This is a genomic window from Methylacidimicrobium sp. AP8 (assembly GCF_903064525.1).
Taxonomy (GTDB): Bacteria; Verrucomicrobiota; Verrucomicrobiia; order Methylacidiphilales; family Methylacidiphilaceae; genus Methylacidimicrobium.
In genome coordinates, this window is the sequence record NZ_LR797830.1 from 702555 (window position 1) to 720397 (window position 17843).

The 17843-nt window shown below is 64.0% G+C and carries 22 protein-coding genes and 2 tRNA genes; 20 read left to right on the plus strand and 4 right to left on the minus strand.

Annotation, left to right across the window (positions count from 1 at the left end; translation table 11 throughout):
• Positions 1 to 61: 61 nt before the first annotated feature.
• Positions 62 to 292 carry a zinc ribbon domain-containing protein gene (locus MTHMO_RS03110; protein WP_202213487.1) on the plus strand — a complete coding sequence of 77 codons (231 nt, stop codon included), beginning with the start codon at positions 62 to 64 and terminating at the stop codon, positions 290 to 292.
• A gap of 32 nt (positions 293 to 324) precedes the next feature.
• Here MTHMO_RS03110 and MTHMO_RS03115 read toward each other — a convergent pair whose 3' ends face one another.
• Together MTHMO_RS03115 and MTHMO_RS03120 are read right to left on the minus strand one after the other, a co-directional pair.
• Entirely contained in the window at positions 325 to 786 is a 462-nt protein-coding gene (locus tag MTHMO_RS03115; RefSeq protein WP_237394731.1) for an OsmC family protein, read from the minus strand.
• 76 nt (positions 787 to 862) lie between these two features.
• On the minus strand, positions 863 to 1918 hold the full coding sequence (locus tag MTHMO_RS03120) for a UDP-N-acetylmuramate dehydrogenase (RefSeq protein ID WP_202213488.1): 1056 nt from the start codon (positions 1916 to 1918) through the stop codon (positions 863 to 865).
• Between the two features lie 213 nt (positions 1919 to 2131).
• On the opposite strand from MTHMO_RS03120, the gene MTHMO_RS03125 reads away from it, so the two are divergent.
• From MTHMO_RS03125 to ispD, 4 genes are read left to right on the plus strand one after another with little or no spacing between them, the layout of a single operon-like run.
• Positions 2132 to 2914 (plus strand): ABC transporter permease, encoded by a 783-nt coding sequence (locus MTHMO_RS03125; RefSeq protein ID WP_237394733.1) that lies wholly within the window; start codon positions 2132 to 2134, stop codon positions 2912 to 2914.
• Complete coding sequence (locus tag MTHMO_RS03130) at positions 2914 to 3663, plus strand: ABC transporter ATP-binding protein (protein ID WP_202214823.1); 750 nt, start codon at positions 2914 to 2916, stop codon at positions 3661 to 3663. Before MTHMO_RS03125 ends, MTHMO_RS03130 begins: the two co-directional genes overlap by 1 nt.
• A gap of 3 nt (positions 3664 to 3666) precedes the next feature.
• Positions 3667 to 4482 (plus strand): MlaD family protein, encoded by an 816-nt coding sequence (locus MTHMO_RS03135; protein WP_202213489.1) that lies wholly within the window; start codon positions 3667 to 3669, stop codon positions 4480 to 4482.
• 2 nt (positions 4483 to 4484) lie between these two features.
• Positions 4485 to 5204 (plus strand): 2-C-methyl-D-erythritol 4-phosphate cytidylyltransferase, encoded by a 720-nt coding sequence (ispD, locus tag MTHMO_RS03140; RefSeq protein WP_202213490.1) that lies wholly within the window; start codon positions 4485 to 4487, stop codon positions 5202 to 5204.
• A 40-nt stretch (positions 5205 to 5244) separates the two neighbouring features.
• Here the strand turns inward: ispD and rpmG are convergent, their stop codons facing one another.
• Positions 5245 to 5412 (minus strand): 50S ribosomal protein L33, encoded by a 168-nt coding sequence (gene rpmG / locus MTHMO_RS03145; RefSeq protein WP_202213491.1) that lies wholly within the window; start codon positions 5410 to 5412, stop codon positions 5245 to 5247.
• A gap of 31 nt (positions 5413 to 5443) precedes the next feature.
• Between rpmG and MTHMO_RS03150 the strand changes: the two genes are divergently transcribed.
• Complete coding sequence (locus MTHMO_RS03150; RefSeq protein WP_202213492.1) at positions 5444 to 6322, plus strand: CHAD domain-containing protein; 879 nt, start codon at positions 5444 to 5446, stop codon at positions 6320 to 6322.
• Positions 6323 to 6382: 60 nt separating this feature from the next.
• Here the strand turns inward: MTHMO_RS03150 and MTHMO_RS03155 are convergent, their stop codons facing one another.
• Positions 6383 to 7735 (minus strand): exo-beta-N-acetylmuramidase NamZ domain-containing protein, encoded by a 1353-nt coding sequence (locus MTHMO_RS03155; protein WP_202213493.1) that lies wholly within the window; start codon positions 7733 to 7735, stop codon positions 6383 to 6385.
• A gap of 448 nt (positions 7736 to 8183) precedes the next feature.
• Here MTHMO_RS03155 and MTHMO_RS03160 point away from each other — a divergent pair, with 448 nt between their 5' ends.
• The 14 genes from MTHMO_RS03160 (at position 8184) to rplL (ending at position 17821) form a co-directional block, all read left to right on the plus strand.
• The gene (locus MTHMO_RS03160) at positions 8184 to 9056 is read left to right on the plus strand and encodes a PPK2 family polyphosphate kinase (protein WP_202213494.1); all 873 of its coding nucleotides are present in this window, start codon (positions 8184 to 8186) and stop codon (positions 9054 to 9056) included.
• Entirely contained in the window at positions 9040 to 10470 is a 1431-nt protein-coding gene (fumC, locus tag MTHMO_RS03165; protein ID WP_202213495.1) for a class II fumarate hydratase, read from the plus strand. The genes MTHMO_RS03160 and fumC overlap by 17 nt, the downstream gene beginning before the upstream one ends.
• On the plus strand, positions 10467 to 10949 hold the full coding sequence (locus tag MTHMO_RS03170) for an adenylyltransferase/cytidyltransferase family protein (protein WP_370568199.1): 483 nt from the start codon (positions 10467 to 10469) through the stop codon (positions 10947 to 10949). The genes fumC and MTHMO_RS03170 overlap by 4 nt, the downstream gene beginning before the upstream one ends.
• A complete protein-coding gene (gene purN / locus MTHMO_RS03175) occupies positions 10946 to 11557 on the plus strand; it encodes a phosphoribosylglycinamide formyltransferase (protein ID WP_202213496.1) in 612 nt (203 codons plus the stop codon). Before MTHMO_RS03170 ends, purN begins: the two co-directional genes overlap by 4 nt.
• Positions 11536 to 12969, plus strand: coding sequence for an exodeoxyribonuclease VII large subunit (gene xseA, locus MTHMO_RS03180; protein ID WP_202213497.1), 1434 nt, complete (start codon positions 11536 to 11538; stop codon positions 12967 to 12969). The genes purN and xseA overlap by 22 nt, the downstream gene beginning before the upstream one ends.
• Positions 12970 to 13049: 80 nt before the next feature.
• A tRNA-Thr gene (locus tag MTHMO_RS03185) sits at positions 13050 to 13122 on the plus strand.
• 63 nt (positions 13123 to 13185) lie between these two features.
• Positions 13186 to 14370, plus strand: coding sequence for an elongation factor Tu (tuf, locus tag MTHMO_RS03190; protein ID WP_202213498.1), 1185 nt, complete (start codon positions 13186 to 13188; stop codon positions 14368 to 14370).
• A gap of 65 nt (positions 14371 to 14435) precedes the next feature.
• Positions 14436 to 14508: transfer RNA gene (locus MTHMO_RS03195), tRNA-Trp, on the plus strand.
• Between the two features lie 5 nt (positions 14509 to 14513).
• Entirely contained in the window at positions 14514 to 14819 is a 306-nt protein-coding gene (locus tag MTHMO_RS03200; RefSeq protein WP_237394734.1) for a preprotein translocase subunit SecE, read from the plus strand.
• Between the two features lie 8 nt (positions 14820 to 14827).
• Positions 14828 to 15454, plus strand: coding sequence for a transcription termination/antitermination protein NusG (gene nusG / locus MTHMO_RS03205; RefSeq protein ID WP_202213499.1), 627 nt, complete (start codon positions 14828 to 14830; stop codon positions 15452 to 15454).
• Between the two features lie 63 nt (positions 15455 to 15517).
• Entirely contained in the window at positions 15518 to 15943 is a 426-nt protein-coding gene (gene rplK / locus MTHMO_RS03210) for a 50S ribosomal protein L11 (RefSeq protein WP_202213500.1), read from the plus strand.
• Positions 15944 to 15997: 54 nt separating this feature from the next.
• The gene (gene rplA / locus MTHMO_RS03215; RefSeq protein ID WP_202213501.1) at positions 15998 to 16699 is read left to right on the plus strand and encodes a 50S ribosomal protein L1; all 702 of its coding nucleotides are present in this window, start codon (positions 15998 to 16000) and stop codon (positions 16697 to 16699) included.
• An 18-nt stretch (positions 16700 to 16717) separates the two neighbouring features.
• Entirely contained in the window at positions 16718 to 17245 is a 528-nt protein-coding gene (gene rplJ, locus MTHMO_RS03220; protein WP_202213502.1) for a 50S ribosomal protein L10, read from the plus strand.
• A 180-nt stretch (positions 17246 to 17425) separates the two neighbouring features.
• Positions 17426 to 17821 carry a 50S ribosomal protein L7/L12 gene (rplL, locus tag MTHMO_RS03225; RefSeq protein WP_202213503.1) on the plus strand — a complete coding sequence of 132 codons (396 nt, stop codon included), beginning with the start codon at positions 17426 to 17428 and terminating at the stop codon, positions 17819 to 17821.
• The last annotated feature ends 22 nt before the right edge of the window (positions 17822 to 17843 follow it).

The following is a 17843-nucleotide window of genomic DNA, read 5'->3' on the forward strand; positions in this document are numbered from 1 at the left end:
CCTTGCGCAAGCAACGACTATGCGGCAGATTCCCTCCGTAACGCAAAATTCCTACCTTCCTATGATCACCTATCTTTACGAGACGGTCCCCTCCGGAAACGGGGAAGAGCCCAAGGTCTACGAAATCCGGCAGCCGATGGGCGCTCCGGCATTGACGCACCATCCGGAAAGCGGAGAGCGGCTGCGCCGCATCATTGCGGGAGGAGCCGGCATCCGGACCACTCGGAAGAGCGAATCCGCTCGGCCGTCCGGTTCCTGCGGCTGCGGCCATGGCGGTTGCGGCTGCCATTGACTGGCGGCGGCGCGAGCGATTCGACCCGCAAATCAGGAAGCCGGATCTTCCGCGAACTCGATCGAAGCCGCAAGGCTCACACCGCCCGAGAGCGAGGCGGTGATCAGACAACGTTCCTCGGCTTTACGAAGGAGTTGTTCGGCTTTTCCGGCATCCGCCCCCTTGGGTAGCTTGAGGGTGGGGCGCAGGTAGAAGCGGGTGAAGCGGCGCTTGCCGTCGGCCATTTCAAGGATGCCTTCGGCGGGGCAGACGATCTCGATCCAAGGCAGTCGGGAGAGCTCGGCGATGGTGTCGAAGGTCAGGATGAAGCAGCTGGCCACCGACGCCACCAGCAGTTCTTCCGGAGACCAGACGTTCCCCGGACCGCCGAATGGAGCCGGGGCAGCCGCCGCTAGAGTCGGCAGATTCTTCGCTGCGATCGAGAGAAGACCTGTCGGCCCTCCACGGGCGACGACATCGTATCGATGCGGGAGCGGCTGCACCGGATCCAACATAGCGGCTCGTTCTCTGTCATGACAAGCCCCATCGTGCTTCCGGGCGCCGAAAGGCTTTCCGAGACCGGTGGGTTACCTACCGATCCCCGAAGCCGACGAATACGGGTTCCGGCTCGAGCCGGACCGCGAAGATCCGCTCGACGGCGCGTTGAATCTCGCCCATGAGGGCGAGGATTTCCGCCGCCGTCGCATCCCCCCGGTTGATGATCGCCAGTGCGTGACGGCGGGAAATTCCGACCGCTCCGCGGCGGAAGCCCTTCGGAAAACCGGCGTTTTCCACGAGCCAAGCGGCCGGGATCCTTCGCCTGCCGTCGCCCTGCGGGTAGGATGGCGGGACGAGCCCCAGCGCCTCGGCGCGCCGGCGCATCTCGGCGAAGGCCGCTGGTGCCAGAACCGGATTCTTGAAGAAGGAGCCTGCGCTTCGGGAGTCTTCCTCCTCCCCCGGCGCGATCATCCCCTTGGCCCGACGAATCCCGAGCACCGCTTCGCGGATCTCGGGCGCGGTGGGCGGACCTTCCTTTCGAGAGAAAAAGGAGACCAGGTCGGGGTAGCGAAGCTCGGGCGTTTCCTCTTCCGAGAGCGAATAGCAGACGGTCAGAATCAGATAACGGTCTTTCTGCTCCGTATTGAAGATGCTTTTCCGGTACCCGAACGAGCAGGCGGAGGCGGGCAGCTCCACGAAGCGACCGTCCCGTCGATCGATCGCCCGGACCGTTCGGATCGAGGTTGCGACCTCCGCACCGTAGGCACCCACGTTCTGGATCGGCGTTCCGCCGGCCGTCCCGGGGATTCCGCTCAAGAGGACAAGACCAGCCAAGCCGGCGGCGACGGTCCGGCCGACGAACGGGTCCCAGGGCTCTCCGGCCCCGACCCAAAAAAGGCGGCGCCCGTTATCGCGTCGCTCGTCGACGCCCGCAATCGATATCTTGAGGACGAGGCCCGAGAAGCCCCGGTCAGAAATCACGACGTTGCTGCCGCCGCCGAGAACGAAGAGGGGGAGGTCGCGATCCGACGCCCACGCCAGCGCCTTGTGTGCTTCCGATTCCGACCGCGCTTCAACGAAGTACCGGGCGTTTCCTCCCACCCCGAGCGTGGTCAGTGGAGCCAAAGGGACGTTTTCCTGAACGCGCATGAGCGGCTAAAGGGAGTCAACGGGCCCCGGAAAGGACATCCGGCCTGCCGATCGGGGGCCGGAGGAGGAACGGCAGGCGAAAGCCGTCGCCGCGAGAGGCTGCGGCCCCCGGCAAGGAAAAGGTTTGCTTGTTGCCGGACCCATTGGTTTTGATGAAGGCCGTCGGCTTTGGGCTCCGCGGAGGTTCCCTGCGGCTGGTGCGATCATATCCGTGTGAACCTACTTCGGCATCTGGTGAACAGCTGGGTGGGGCTCTTCGAAGCCACCGGCGCGCTCTGCTTTTTGTTCGCCGACGTGCTCTACAGTATTTTCCGCTACCGGCTCCGTTGGGAACTGTTTTTCGAGCAGATCGTCCGCATCGGGATGCGCTCCCAGGGCATCGTCTTGATCACCGGGGCCTTCACCGGAGCGGTCTTTGCCGCCCAGACACAGTTTCGCTTCGGCAAGCTGGGGCTTTCGTCCGCCACCGGACCGGTCGTGTCGATCGCCATGCTCCGGGAGCTGGGACCCGTCCTCTGCGCGCTGATGCTTTCCGGGCGCGTGGGATCGGCGATGGCGGCCGAACTCTCGACGATGCGCGTCACCGAGCAGATCGATGCGCTCCGGGCGCTGGCGGTCTACCCGACCCAATATCTAATCGCGCCTCGATTTCTCGCCGTGCTGGTCTCGATGCCCATACTGGTCGCCCTGACGAGTGGAACGGGCATCCTTCTCGGCTACTCCGTTTCGGTCTACCTGCTGGGCGTCGATCCCACGTTCTACTGGGAGAACACGGTCAAGTTTACGAGCGCCAAGGATATCTGGATGGGGGAAATCAAGGCGCTTTTCTTTGCGGTGATCATCGCCTTGATCAGCTGTTACCGCGGCCTCAACTGCCATCTGAGCGCCGAAGGGGTGGGAATCGCAGCGACCGAAGCGATGGTCTTCTCGGCGATCACCGTGTTGATTTCGAATTTCTTTTTTAGTTTCCTCATGAACCTCATCTTGTCTTCGTGATGGTGCTCCGTCTGGTGGAAGTGACCAAGACCCTGGGGAAGCAGCGGGTGTTGGAAGGAGTGTCGCTGGAGGTCGCCCGGGGCGAACGGCTCTGCATCGTCGGGCGGAGCGGGGCGGGAAAGAGCGTCCTTCTGCGATTAATATTGGGATTGATCAAGCCCGATTCCGGGGAAATCTGGTATGGAGATACCGACATGGTGCCGCTTTCCGAGCGGGAGCTGGCTCCTCTGCGGATCGAGATGGGCATGGTCTTCCAGAATGGGGCGCTCTTCGACTTCATGAGCGTGGAGGAGAACGTGGCCTTCCCATTGCGCGAAAGGAGGCTTCCGGAAGCGGAGATCCGCCAGAGGGTCGCCCGGATTCTCGAGCGGCTTTTCCTCAAGGGCCACGAGAAAAAGATGCCGGCGGAGTTGAGCGGCGGAATGCGGAAGCGGGTGGCGCTGGCACGCGCGATCATCTCGCGGCCGAAGCTGGTCCTCTACGACGAGCCGACCACCGGGCTCGATCCTATCGGGTCGGCCGAGATCACCGAGCTGATCCGGTGCCTGAACGAGGAGTTCGGCGCCACGACGATCGTCGTCTCGCACGACATGCGGAGCGTCGAGCAGATCGCGCAGCGGGTCGCCTTTCTCCACGGGGGGCGGATTTACAAGGTTTGCTCGCCGGAGGACTTCCTCTCCTCGAAGGAGCCTGTGGTCAATGCGTTTGTTCACGGGCGGATCGAGGAGTCCGCCCTCGGAACTTGTTGAACTATGGGAACCAAACACGCGGAGTTCCAGGTCGGCTTCTTTCTGCTGACGGGGCTGGTTGTGATCGGCGTCCTGATCGTCCTGTTGGGGCGGTACGGGGAGAAGTTTCGGCCGACCTACGAGATTACCGTCGAATTTCCGAACGCTTACGGGCTGGTGAAAGGGGCACCGGTTCAGTTCGCCGGAGCGCCGGTCGGCCGGGTAGCGGCGAGTCCCTACCCGATTCGCGAGGGAAGGGCGGTGGAAGTCCGGCTCAAGCTCTATGCGGATGCCAAGATCCGGAAGGATGCCCTCTTTCAAATCGTCGACGTCGGCATGCTCGGTGATAAGTCGATCGAGATCACCCCTCGGGGGACCTCGGCGCCCTTTCTCAAAGCCGGGGATCATGTTCGTGGCAGCCGTCAAACGACGATCGTCGATCTGGCCGGAGAGTTCCGGCCGGTGGCGGAGTCGGCCGGGAAGGTCGCCGACGAGATCGGAACCCTGATGGGCCGGATCAACGAAGAGGTGCTCACCCCGGAGGTGGCCGCGGAGATCCGCGCGACGATCAAGGACCTGCACAGCGTCATCGCACGGACCGACCACATCCTCGAAGAAGCGCAATACGGCCGGGGACCGATCTCCCGCCTCCTGAACGACCCCGCCCTCGCCACCGACTTGCGGGACTTCATCTACAACCTCAGGAGAAAAGGGGTTCTTTTCTATTCCGACGTGGCGGGGCGGCAGGAGCAGGAGGGGAAGCCGCTGCCGGTGCCCGCGACCCATCCGGTAAGCGCCCAGCGGCCGGGAACTCGTCCCGCTTCCTCGGGGCACCCATGAGCATGAGCGATCCGCCAGCAAGTGGAACCGGGGCCCGGAATGTCGGAGCGATTCTCGTCGCGGCGGGCCGGAGCCGGCGGATGGGCTTTGACAAGATCTTCCGTCCGTTGACCACGCGAAGCGCCCTTGAGCTCTGTCTGGAAAGGGTTTCGGCCTTTCCGCGTCTCTCCGAGATCGCGGTCGTCGTCGCGCGCCAACGGCTGGAGGATGCCCACCGGCTCCTCTCTCCTCTGGCGCTTCCCGTGCCTATCCGGATCGTGGCAGGGGGAGAGGAACGACAGGATTCGGTCGTGGCGGGCCTCGAGACGCTTTCGCCAAGGTCGGAATTCGCGCTCGTTCACGACGCCGCTCGTCCGTTCGCGACGGTGGAGCTAATGGAAGCGATCTTCACGGTGGCTCAGCGGGAAGGTGCCGCCGCTTGCGGGAATCCGAGTTCGGACACCGTTAAGGAGGCGGACGAGCAAGGGAAGGTCGTGGCGACGCTCGACCGGCGGAGGGTCTGGAACGTGCAGACCCCGCAGGTGTTCCGACGGGAGCTGCTCCAGGAAGCCTATCGAAGACTAAGGGAGAGCGGAAAGATCGCCACGGATGATGCCGCCGCGGTGGAAGCCATCGGTCACCCGGTCCGTTTGGTTGCCTACAGCGGCTTTAACGGGAAGATGACCCGGCCGGAGGACTGGGAACTGGCTCGCCAGCTTCTCCTCGGGAAACGGGTCTTGTAAAGCAGAACCCTCCGGCCAACGAACCGGATGCGTCGCCGCTTTATTTGATCTCCCGGTGAAGCGTGTGCCGACGCAGGAAGGGGTTATACTTCCGGAACTCCAGGCGGCCTGTCTGGAGCTTCTTGTTCTTGGTGCCGAAATACCGCGACGCGGGCTTCTTTTCCGCTTTGGCCTCCGTGCACTCCAAAATGACTTGTTCCCTGGGCATCCTCGCAAGAGAATAAAAAGGGAGAGGGTGGATGTCAACGTGGTTCCCTGCCGTGGGGAGAAAGCCGGCCCTTCGGCCGGAGGAGGGCGGCGCGGGGGCGGATGACTTCCGGCAGCGCTGGATGGTGGTAGTCGGAAAAGCGACTCGCCTCGAAGAGGGCTTGTCCGAGGCTGAGGAGGTCCACCGGATCCGGGTCATCGTCAAGAGGCTCCGCGCATATCTTCGTCTCCTGCGCGGCAGTGTTCCGGAAAAGTTGCTCGTAGAAGAGGATAAGCGCATCAAGCGGATCGCGGTCGGCCTCAGCCCGGCGCGCGATGCGGTCGTCTGCCGCCAAACCGTCGAGTGGCTGGCGGCCAGGGAAAAGAAGGAGAGCCGCCGGGAACGGCTGCGGGCCGTTCTGGCGCGCTTCGCCGATCGGGCCGGAAGCGGTGTGGACCCGCGGAAGATCGCCCGCGCCCGAGCCGTGATCGAGGCGAGCCGCCGGCGGCTGCTCCACTGGATCGAGAAGCGGCCGCCGGAAGAAGAGACGGTCGAAGAACGGCTGAAGAGGGAATACGGGAAGGGCCGACGCGGGATGCGGGACGCCCTCCGGGAAGGCAGCCCGGAGGCTTTTCACCGTTGGCGCAAACGGGTGAAGCGGCTCGGCTACCAAGCGGAAATGTTCAGCGTCCCCTCCCGGCAAAGATTGTCGCGGTTGGAAAAGAGGCTCGTCCGGCTCGGCAGGCTTTTAGGCAGGCTGCAGGATCTGCAGATTCTAAAAAGCCGGATCGAAGCGCTTCCCGGACCGCCGGAGCGGGAGCTCCTCGGACGGATCGACGCCTGGACGGCTCGCTACCGGAAAGAAGCCGAGAGGGAAGGAGACCGCTGCTTTCGGATGCCGAAGAGCGAGTTCCTCTCGCTTTTGCAGTGAAAGGCGCATTTGCGCACCGGACGCAAGGACGCAAGCGGGGGGCGTTCCAAGCCGCGCAGGCTATTCCACTCGGGTCGACACGGGTATTGCGCGGGGGTAGCCCACCCCCGGTTCCCCCCGTGGGGAGTCGGGATACAGGAGGTAGGGCCGGCGTGCTTGCGCGAAGGCCTGTTCGAAACCGCGCCATTGCGCGGCGATCTCTCCCACGCTCCGGCGCCTGTTCAGCTCCGCCAGGATCGAGGAGTTCCCGTAGAGCTTGCAAAGCATCTCCTTGCCGCCGGCCGACGCCGTGCGCAACAGCGCCGGGTGGGAGGCCTGGTTGAGCCGGGAAGCTAGATAGACGCCCAGAGCGGTAAGATTGGTACTGGTCCGAGGGCTGATTTCCAGGCGCACCGCCCCGCCGCATCCTCCGTCGGGAATCGCCTGGACGCCGGCCAAGCCAAGCCGGTTGATCTCGGCGGCGAACGCAAAAGGGTCGACGCCGCGGCTACCCGCGTATTGGAATGGGTAGGCGGACGAGCCTGCCCCCGATTCGGCACCCAGGTCCCCCAGGAAGCCCGTCACCACGTAATAAACAGGGGAGGTCGGCCAAGGGATGTTCGGCGAGGTCTGCACCCAGCGCAGGCCGGTATCCTCCCACAGCATGCTCCGCCGCCATCCCTCCATGGCGATCACCCGGAGGGCGCACCGATGGGGTACCCATCCCTTTGCGTTAGCCATCCGAGCGATCTCTCCGGCGGTCATTCCGTGGACATAGGGGACCGGAATGCGCCCGACGAAGGATTGCCACTGGGGATGGACCGGCGGCCCTTCTACCCTCCGGCCCCCTAGCGGATTGGGCCGGTCGAGGACGAAGAAAGGAATGCCGAGCTCGCCGGCGGCGTCCATGGCTTCCACCATGGTGCTGATATAGGTGTAGCTACGGCAGCCGATGTCTTGCAGCTCGAAGACGAGCGCGTCGAGCCCGGCGAGCATCGATCGGGTTGGGCGGCGCGTGTCCCCATAGAGCGGAAAGACGGGCAGACCCGTCAGCCGGTCGTGAACGAAGGAGACGCGCCTTCCCGCGCGGAGGTCTCCCGAAATCCCATGCTCGGGGGCGAAGAGGCGGACGAGCCGGACTCCCGGGGCGTGCAGCAAGACGAGCCGCGTCGGCCTCCCTGCCGAGTCGACGCTTGCCTGATTGGTGATGAGGCCGACGCGTTTCCCCTGCAAAGGCGCGAAGTGCGTCCGTTCGAGCACGTCGATCCCGAGCAGGACAGGGGCGGCTTCGGCATGCGCCGTCAGGAGGTGGGTGAGGATGAGGGCTAGGAGGAAGGCGGCCTTCTTGACAATCGAGGGTAGCGGGCGACTGCCCGCTCCGGATGCCGCCGACGGGAGCGCCCCGCCAAGCGCTTCGCCCTCGCTCCGTCTCACCAAGCCCGCCTCCTATTCGTTCGAACACCCGCACTGGGCGAGCCGCCCGCGGCGGCGAATCCTCCGATCCTCTCGCCGGGATGTTCGGGGAATGCGCAGATCCTACCTCCCAAGGCCGATGGGAGGCCAGCGCAACTTCGCGGGCTTTTCCGAAGGGCCCGACCGGGTCTTGGGCCGGCATCCGGCTTTCCGGAACGCGTCCGCCGGCGCAACGTCCCTTACACCAGTAAACCAGACTCCGGCGCTCGGCGGTGATGGGGAGGGCAGGCGTCTATGCGGGCGGGAGGCGAGGGGCATGCTCTGCCGCAGGCCCTCTGGCCCGGCGTAGAGGTTGTTGCCGGAGTGCCTGCTCCCGGACTATTTTTGGTCGCAGCGGCGAATGCCCAGCCGGTTTCGGCTTGCGAAAAGCGCCAGGTTGGGGAAAGCCCGAGACCGGATGGGAGCGAAGATGCGTGCCGCCGATTTTGCCGTCAGTCCGAAGGAAGCGCATCCGCTGCGCGGGCGGAACCCCGGGGAGACGGCCGGCTTCCGATCGAAGGAGGAAGCCAGGGAAAAGCTGGAATCGGATGTCAGGAAGCTGGCGCAGCGGCAAGAGGTCTTTTTCGCCGCGCGGTCGTTCGCGCTGCTGATCATCCTTCAGGGAATGGACTCCTCGGGCAAGGACAGCCTCATCCGGCACGTGCTCACCGGGCTCAACCCGCAGGGGGTCGAGGTGTCGAGCTTCCGTCGGCCGACGGAGGAGGAGGCCGCTCACGACTACCTTTGGCGCTGCGCGAGGCGCCTCCCGGAACGGGGAAAGATCGGGATCTTCAACCGATCCTACTACGAAGAAGTGCTGGTCGTCCGGGTGCATCCGGGCCTCTTGGCCTCGGAGGGCTTGCGAAGGCGCGCGGCGAGCCCATCCTTCTGGTCGGAGCGATACGAGGATATTTTGGCCTTTGAGCGGCATCTCCTCCGGAACGAAACGATCATCGTCAAATTTTTTCTCCACCTCTCCCGGAGGGAGCAGGCCAAGCGCCTTCTCGATCGAATCGATCGACCGGAAAAGAGGTGGAAGTTTTCCCTGGCGGATATCCAAGAGCGCGAGCGGTGGTCGGACTACCAATCGGCTTATGAAGAGATGCTGGCGGCGACCAGCACCCGGGAGGCACCGTGGTATGTGCTGCCCGCCGATCATAAATGGTTTACCCAGCTGGCGGCGGCAGGCATCCTGCTCGAGCGGCTGGTGGAGCTGCCGCTCCGGTATCCGGAGCCGCGACCGGAGAGTGAGGCGGAGCTGCGCCGGGCGAAGGAGATCTTACAACGTGAACGGGACCGGTGAGAAGGCCGCGGAGGAAACCCCGACGCGCCAGGAGACAGACAGCTTGGGCTCGATCCCGGTCCCGGCCCATCGATACTACGGGGCCCAGACCGCGAGATCGCTGATTCATTTTGCGATCGGCACCGAGCGGATGCCGATCGAGGTGATTCGCGCGCTGGCGCTGCTGAAGAAAGCAGCGGCGCTGGTCAATCGAGACTTGGGAATCCTTTCCGAGGAGAAGGCCAAGTGGATCGTGGCGGCCGCCGAGGAGGTCGTGGCGGGAAAATTCGACGAGGAGTTCCCGTTGCGGGTCTGGCAGACGGGGAGCGGAACGCAATCCAATATGAATTGTAACGAGGTGATCGCCGGCCGTGCCAACGAGTTAGCGGTGGGGAGGAGGGGAGGAAAGTTTCCGATCCATCCCAACGACGATGTTAATCGCTCGCACTCCTCGAACGACGCGTTCCCTTCAGCTATGCATCTGGCTGTCGGGCTCGCCCTCCGCGACGGTCTCCTTCCGGAATTGGAAAGGATGCTCGATTGCCTGCGGCGACGGAGCCGGGAGTTCTCGGGAATCATCAAGATCGGCCGGACCCACTTGATGGATGCCGTGCCGCTCACCCTCGGGCAGGAGTTCGGCGGGTACGCAGGCCAGCTCGAGCTGGTCTTGGCCGACCTCCGCGGTCGGATGCCCGCTCTCTACGGCCTGGCGATCGGGGGCACGGCCGTGGGGACCGGGCTCAATGCGCCGGCCGGGTTCGCCCAGGGAGTCTGCGCCAAGCTGGCCGAGTGGACAGGGCTGCCCCTCTACTCCGCTCCCAACAAGTTCGCCGCGCTCGCTTCCCATGAGCCCCTTTTGGGCGTCAGCGCATCCTTGCGCAACGTGGCGGCTGCGCTGTTCAAGGTGGCTAACGACATCCGCTGGATGGCCTCGGGTCCGCGATGCGGCCTGGCCGAGCTGCGCTTGCCCGAAAACGAGCCTGGGTCCTCGATTATGCCGGGAAAGGTCAATCCGACGCAATCGGAGGCGATGACGATGGTCTGCATCCAGGTCATGGCCGCGGACGCGGCGGTCGGCTGGGCCGGCTCTCAGGGGAATTTCGAGCTCAATGTGTTCAAGCCGATGATCGTGTTCAACATCCTGAACGCCATCCGGCTTTTGCGCGACAGCTGCCGATCCTTCCGTGTTTTCTGCCTGGAAGGACTCCAACCGAACCTCGAGGTGCTCCGCAGCGAAGTGGAGCGGTCGCTCATGCTGGTGACGGCGCTGGCGCCCCGGCTGGGTTACGATCGGGCGGCGAAGATCGCCCAGGAGGCCAATCGCCGGCAGAAGACCATTCGGGAGATCTGCGTAGAGGACGGCCATCTGTCCGCGGAGGAGTTCGACGCGCTGGTCCGGCCTGAAAGGATGGTCGGCAACGGAGGCGGGGCGTGAGGGCGGACCGGGCCCGAGTGGTTCCGATGGGGGAAGTTCCCCGCATTCGGAGAGAGCTGGAGGGCAAAAGGTTCGTCGCCACCAACGGCTGCTTCGACCTGCTGCACGTCGGCCATCTCCGCTGCTTGGCCTTCGCCCGGTCGTTGGGGGATCTGCTCTGGGTGGGAGTCAACGACGACGAGTCGGTGCGGGCGCAAAAAGGAGAGAACCGGCCGATCCACCCCGATGTGGAAAGGGCGGAGCTTCTGGCCGGCCTGCGCGTAGTCGATCTGGTGACCATCTTCTCGGGAAGGCGGGCGACCGCGTTTCTTCGGGCGGTCCGGCCGGCGGTTTATGTGAAAGGAGGGGATTATCGGCCGGAGACGCTCGATCCGGAGGAGCGCCAAGCCTTGGAAAGCATGGGAGTCGAGATACAATTCTTCCCGCTGGTTACGGGTAGATCGACCACCGCGGCCTGGGAAGCATGGCGGAAAGGATGAGCGAGGAGCCCAAAGCCACGCTGGGAATTCTCGGATCGGGACGAGGGAGCAACTTCGCCGCCATCCGGGATGCGATCGCCTCGGGGAGGCTTTCCGCCTCGATTGCCGTCGTCATCAGCGACCGGGAGGACGCGCGGATCCTGGAATTGGCCCGCCAAGCGAATATTCCGACGGTGGTCTTGCGCCGAGGGAAGTTCCGGACTCGGCTCGAGCCCGACATCGAGGAAGAGCTTGCCGAATGCCTCCGGCGCTTTCGGGTCGACTTGGTGATCCTGGCGGGATTCCTGCGGGTTCTCAAGGGTCCGCTCCTGGCCGCGTACGCGGGAAGAATCCTCAACATTCATCCTTCCCTCCTCCCGGCCTTCAAAGGGAAGGACGCCTGGAAGCAGGCTTTGGCGGCGGGTGTCGCCGAAGCGGGTTGCACGGTCCACTGGGTGGAGGCCGAGGTCGACAGCGGACCGATTCTCGGACAGGCGCGGGTCCCTGTTCTGCCCGGAGATACGCCGGAAAGCCTGCACGCGAGAATTCAGGAGGCCGAGCACCGCCTCTACCCGGAGGTGATCCAGCAAGTGATCGATCGGAAGCTATGGCAGCAGATCCATTCGTAGAAGAGCAGGAGCTCGACCTTTGGAGGAAGCCCGAACCCGAAACGGCGGCCGCCGGCCGGAGCGCGGAAAGACCCCTTTCGGTCAGCGAATTGAACCGGCGGGTGCGCTCCCTTCTGGAGGCGGGCTTTTCGCAAGTGTGGGTCGAAGGGGAGATATCGAACCTCCGGAGCCCGAGCTCGGGGCATGTCTATTTCACCCTCAAGGACGAGCAGGCGGTCGTCCAGGTGGTCCTCTTCCGCGCCGATGCGGCTCGGCTGTCGATCCGGTTGCGGGAGGGGGCGGCCGTTGTGGTCCGCGGGCGGCTGACCGTGTTCGAGGCCCGCGGTCAGTACCAGATCATCGCAGCGGATGTGCAGGCACTGGGGGAGGGGGCGCTGCTCGAAAGGCTAGAGGCGCTGAAAAGAAGGCTGGCCGCCGAAGGGCTCTTTGACGCCTCCCGCAAGCGGCGGCTGCCGGAATTCCCGGAAAGAGTCGGTCTGGTCACTTCCCTCAAGGGTGCTGTCATCCAGGACTTTCTCCGTATTTTGCAACGCAGGGCGCCAGGAATCGAGATTTGCGTGAGGGATGTTCCGGTGCAAGGGGCTTCGGCGGCGAAGGCGATCGCCGGGGCGATCCGCGCCTTCGGCGGGCCGCCTCCGGTCGATGTTTTGGTTGTCGCCCGCGGGGGCGGCAGCCTGGAAGATCTTTGGCCCTTCAACGAAGAGGTCGTCGCACGGGCGTTGGCCGAATGCCCCGTGCCGACCGTGTCGGCGGTAGGCCACGAAACCGACTTTACGATCGCGGATCTGGCCGCCGATCTGCGAGCGCCCACCCCCTCCGCCGCTGCGGAGCTGATCGCCCGCGATTGGAACGACTGGCGCGCGGAGGTCGCCCAACTGCGGAGAAGGGCGGAGCGGGCCATGTCGCGGGTGCTCGAGCTGGCGCGGGAAAGGCTGGCGCGGCTGGCCGGCAGCCCGTTTTTCCATGAGCCCTCCCGCCTCATCCTCCGCTGGGAGCAGCTGGTCGATGAGGAGGAGGAGGCGCTCGGCCGCGCGCTCCGGCGAGCCGTGGAGATCAAGAGGGAGAGGTGGGAATCCTTCATGCGTCATTGGAGGGCGTTGCGATTCGACGAGCAGATCCGCCGCCGCTCGGAGCAGGTAGCCCAGTGGGCGGCGCGGCTGGCCGCCTTGAGTCCGGAGGCCACCTTGCAGCGCGGGTATGCCATCGCTTTCGATCGGCAAGGCCGTATCCTTCGCAGAGCCCATCCGGAGATGGTCGGCAGCGAGGTGCGGGTGCGGGTCGCCTCCGGAGGTTTCGGCGCGCAGGTCCTCCGCCTTTGTCCGGAGGAGCCGTGGACTCAGAACGCGGCGAATCGCGTGCGGGGCCAGGAGGCACCTGAGAATAATTCCGATACGGAGTGTGGCGGGGCTTGACATTCGGGGGCTGCCTGGCGATGTTTATCGTTCTCTCACGGACGGGGTCTTGTACCAGGAAAGAAAGGGAAACGGCGAGTGCCCATGTAGCTCAGGTGGTAGAGCACGTCCTTGGTAAGGACGAGGTCACCGGTTCAAGCCCGGTCATGGGCTCGGCCGCAGCGAAGGCCGTGTAGCGAATCGGAAGGATTAAGGACAAAGAAGCGAGGAGTATTCATGGCGAAAGACACTTTCGTGCGTTCGAAGCCGCATGTGAACGTAGGCACCATCGGACATGTGGATCACGGGAAAACCACGCTGACCGCGGCGATTACCTCTGTCCTAGCCAAGCAGGGTCTTGCGGAGAAGAAGGCATACGATCAGATCGACAACGCGCCGGAAGAACGTGAGCGCGGGATCACGATCAACACGACACATGTCGAATATCAGTCCGAGCATCGGCATTATGCGCACGTGGACTGCCCGGGCCACGCCGACTACATCAAGAACATGATCACCGGTGCCGCGCAGATGGACGGAGCCATTCTCGTGGTGAGCGCTCCGGATGGTCCGATGCCGCAGACGCGCGAGCACATCCTGCTGGCCCGGCAAGTCGGGGTTCCGGCGATCGTGGTCTTCCTCAACAAGATCGACATGGTCGACGACGCGGAGTTGATCGATCTGGTCGAGCTCGAGGTCCGCGAGCTGCTCAGCAAGTATGAGTTTCCGGGCGACAAGGTTCCCATCGTCCGGGGGAGCGCGCTGAAGGCGCTGGAAGGAGATCCCGCGGAGGAGAAGAACATCCTGGCGCTCATCGCCGCGATGGACGAATATATTCCGATTCCGGAGCGCCCGAAGGACCAACCGTTCCTTATGCCGGTAGAGGACGTGTTCAACATCGAAGGTCGCGGCACGGTGGTGACCGGCCGTGTCGAGCGAGGGGTCCTCAAGCGGATGGAAGAGGTCGAAATCGTGGGGATCCGGCCTACCACGAAGACCGTGGTGACCGATATCGAAATGTTCCGCAAGCTGTTGGACTCGGCGGAGGCGGGCGACAACGTCGGCATTCTGCTCCGGGGCATCAAAAAGGAAGATGTCGAACGGGGGCAGGTCGTCGCCAAGCCCGGGACCATCACCCCGCATACGAAGTTCCGGGCGCAGGTCTACGTGTTGACCAAGGAAGAGGGTGGACGGCACACCCCCTTCTTCTCGGGATACCGGCCGCAGTTCTACTTCCGAACGACCGACGTCACTGGCAATGTAAAGCTGAAGGAAGGGGTCGAGATGGTCATGCCGGGGGATAACGTCGAGATCGATGTCGAGTTGATCACTCCGATTGCGATGGAAAAAGCGATGCGGTTTGCGATCCGAGAAGGCGGCAAGACCGTGGGAGCCGGAAGAGTCGTTGAAATCCTGGCCTAGCCAAAGAAGGGAATTCTTTCGGCAATCGGCTTGCGGGTGTAAATTTTGAACAGGTTCTCGAAAACAGGGCAGTAGCTCAATTGGTAGAGTAGCGGTCTCCAAAACCGTTGGTTGGGGGTTCGAGTCCCTCCTGCCCTGCGGCTATGCGAACCATTTCCTTAACAACGTGGGTTGCGCTGGGGCTCGCCATGGCGGGCCTCGTTGCGCTGGGATGGCTGTGGAGGCGGCACGGACAACGAGTGGTGGTCTTCCTCAACGAGGTCGTTGGAGAGCTCAAGAAGTGTTCGTGGCCATGGGAGCCGCAGGAAAAGGGAGCGCGTCGCTACCGGGAGCTGATCGATTCGACCGTGGTGGTGGCGATCTCTTCGGTCCTGCTGGCTGCTGTGGTCACGCTGGCGGACTTCTTGTTGGTGAAAGTGGTGGGATTCCTCACTAGGCTGCAGTTATAGGACGCTCGATGAAACCGCGGGAAGGGGCGCAAGGAACCGTGTTGACCGAGAAAGAGGGCCGCGAGGCGCAGCAGGCGCCCGAAGAGCAGGGGCAGTGGTATGTCCTTCATGTGCTTTCCGGCCACGAAGGGCGGGTCAAGAAGAGTATCGAAAAGCGCATTCAAACCGAGGAGATGGGGGATCTGGTCGGGCAGGTGGTGATCCCGGTGGAGCGGATCTCGGAGATCCGCAGGGGCAAGCGTGTCCAAATGGATCGGAAGATCTATCCCGGTTATGTGTTCGTCCGGATGCGGCTGCGCGACGCCCAGAACAAGCTGATCGAAAAGAGCTGGTACTTCATTCGCGAGACGCCGGGAGTGATCGGATTCGCCGGCGGCGAAAATCCGATGCCGATGCCGCCCGACCAGGTTAAAGATATCCTGCGCCAGATGGAAGAGGGGCGCGAACGCCCCACGCCCAAGACTTCCTTCGCCGTCGGCGATCGGGTGAAGGTCGGCGACGGCCCCTTCCTCAACTCGGAAGGCGTCGTGGAAGAGGTGGACCTCGAGCGCGGGAAGCTCTGGATTTCGGTCAACATGTTCGGACGCTCGACGCCGGTGGAGCTCGAATTCTGGCAAGTGGAAAAAGCGGCGTAGGCCCGGTCGTGACCATGAGCCGGCGCTGAATGCGAAACGACGGGTGAGGGAGACGAGAAGAAGATGGCCAAAGAAGTGCAGGCGATCGTCAGGCTGCAGATACCGGCCGGGCAGGCGAATCCCGCTCCGCCGGTGGGTCCGGCTCTCGGACAGCACGGCGTGAACATCATGGGGTTTTGCAAGGAGTTCAACGCGAAGACGCAGAAGGAAGCCGGGATGCTCCTTCCGGTCGTGATCACGATCTATAAGGACAAGTCCTTTACCTTCGTCACCAAATCCCCGCCGGCGGCGGTGCTTTTGAAAAAGGCGGCCAACATTGCCACGGCCTCGAAGGAACCGAACCGCGTGAAGGTCGGGAAGGTCACCAAAGCGCAGGTGATGGAAATCGTCCGCTTGAAGAGGAAAGACTTGAACGCGGGCTCCGACGAGGCGGCTTTCCGCATCATCGCCGGAACGGCGCGGAGCATGGGAATCGACATCGAGGGATAGCCCGCCTATTGCGCCGGCCTTCGGGCCGGGTTCGAGAAACGAAGGGAGAGCGAGGTGAAGACGCGACGAAGCAAGCGCTACCGCGAGGCGGCAAAGCTGCTCGAGCCGGGGAAGTTCTACGGTATCGGCGAAGCGATCCAGGTTTTAGGCAAGATGCCCAAGACCCGCTTCGATGAGACGGTCGAGCTCTCGGTGCACCTCGGCGTCGATCCGAAGCAGGGCGATCAGATGGTGCGCGGCAGCCTTCGACTGCCGCACGGCTCGGGCAAGAAGGTGCGCATCGCCGTGTTCGCCCGCGGATCGGCGGCGGAGGCGGCCAAGGCGGCGGGCGCCGATTTTGTCGGCTTCGAGGATCTAATCAAAAAGGTCTCCGAGGGATTCACCGGATTCGATGTGGCGATCGCCACCCCCGACGCCATGCAGGAGGTGCGCAAGCTCGGCCGGGTGCTCGGGCCCCGGGGCCTGATGCCCAATCCCCGCACGGGAACGGTCACGGACGACGTGGCCGGCGCAGTGGCCGAATGCCGGGCCGGGCGAGTCGAGTTTAAGATGGATAAGAGCGCGAACCTGCACATCGTCATCGGCCGTCGTTCCTTCTCCGAGGCGGCGTTGCAGGAGAACGCCGCGCAGGCGATCGATGCGGTGCAAAAGGCGAAGCCGGCTGCGGCGAAAGGTCGCTTTATTGAGTCGTTGGTGCTTTCCGCGACGATGAGCCCGGGCGTTCCGCTCGATCTTGCGGCGCTGCATCGCAAGTAAAAGGGAGAGGAGCAGATCATGAGGCCGGAAAAAGTATTTCTATCGAATGAGATCCGGGAGTGGCTGAACGGGTCCGACTACATTCTTTTCATCAACTACACGGGCCTGCGGGCGGAGGAGTTCCGGGAGCTGCGCGGACGGCTGGCCGCCGGCGGGGCGCGATGCCGGGTCGCCAAGAACCAAGCGCTGATCCGTGTCCTGCGGGAGACTCGAGAGTTGCCCGAAGAGTGGTCGATTAAGGGACAGGTTGCGGCGATCGCCCATGGCGACCCGGTGGCAGCCGCGAAAGTCCTCAAGAACTTTGCGGCCGAATTCAGCCGTCCCCAGCTCGTGGGCGGCATTCTCGATCGACGGGTGCTGGGCGCCTCCGAGGCCGCGGCGCTCGCGGACCTCCCGGGGCGGGCGGAGCTGCGGGCGAAACTGCTCGGGCTGCTGCAGGCGCCGGCCGCCCGATTGCTCAGCGTCCTGGCGGAACCCTCGCGGGCCCTGGCGCGAACCCTGGCCGCCCGGGCGGAAAAGCTGGGAGGCGGCGCGTCGGAGGGGTGAGCGGGAGGAGAGGGATCATCGGCGCATCTAGTGGAATAACAAGCTTCGGACAACGGCCGAAGAGGGCGATCCGGGATCGCCCGAAGAGAAGAAAAAAAGAAAAGATCCTGCTAGCCTCGGAGCCCTCCGGGGAGAATCGCTGACGCGGGTGCGTCGCGCTACAGGATCGGAAAGGAAATCATGGCGGACTTGAATGCGGTAGTGGAACAGTTGAGCAGCCTCACGGTTCTCGAAGTGGCCCAATTGGTCAAGCAGCTCGAAGAGAAGTGGGGCGTGAGCGCTGCGGCGCCCGTGGCGGTGGCGGCCGCCGCTCCGGCGGGCGGAGCGGGAGGCGAAGGCCAGAAGCCCGCGGCGGAAGAAAAGACGGCCTTCAACGTGATCCTCAAGCAAGTGGGCCCCAATAAGATCGCGGTCATCAAGGAGGTCCGGGCCGCCGTGTCGGGTCTCGGCCTCGCGGAAGCCAAAGCCTTGGTGGAGAGCGCTCCCAAGCCGATCAAGGAGGGGGTCACCAAGGAGGAAGCCGAAGCGATCAAGAAGAAGATCGAAGCGGTCGGCGCGCAGGTAGAGATTCAGTAGGAGAACCGGGCGGTACCGGGAT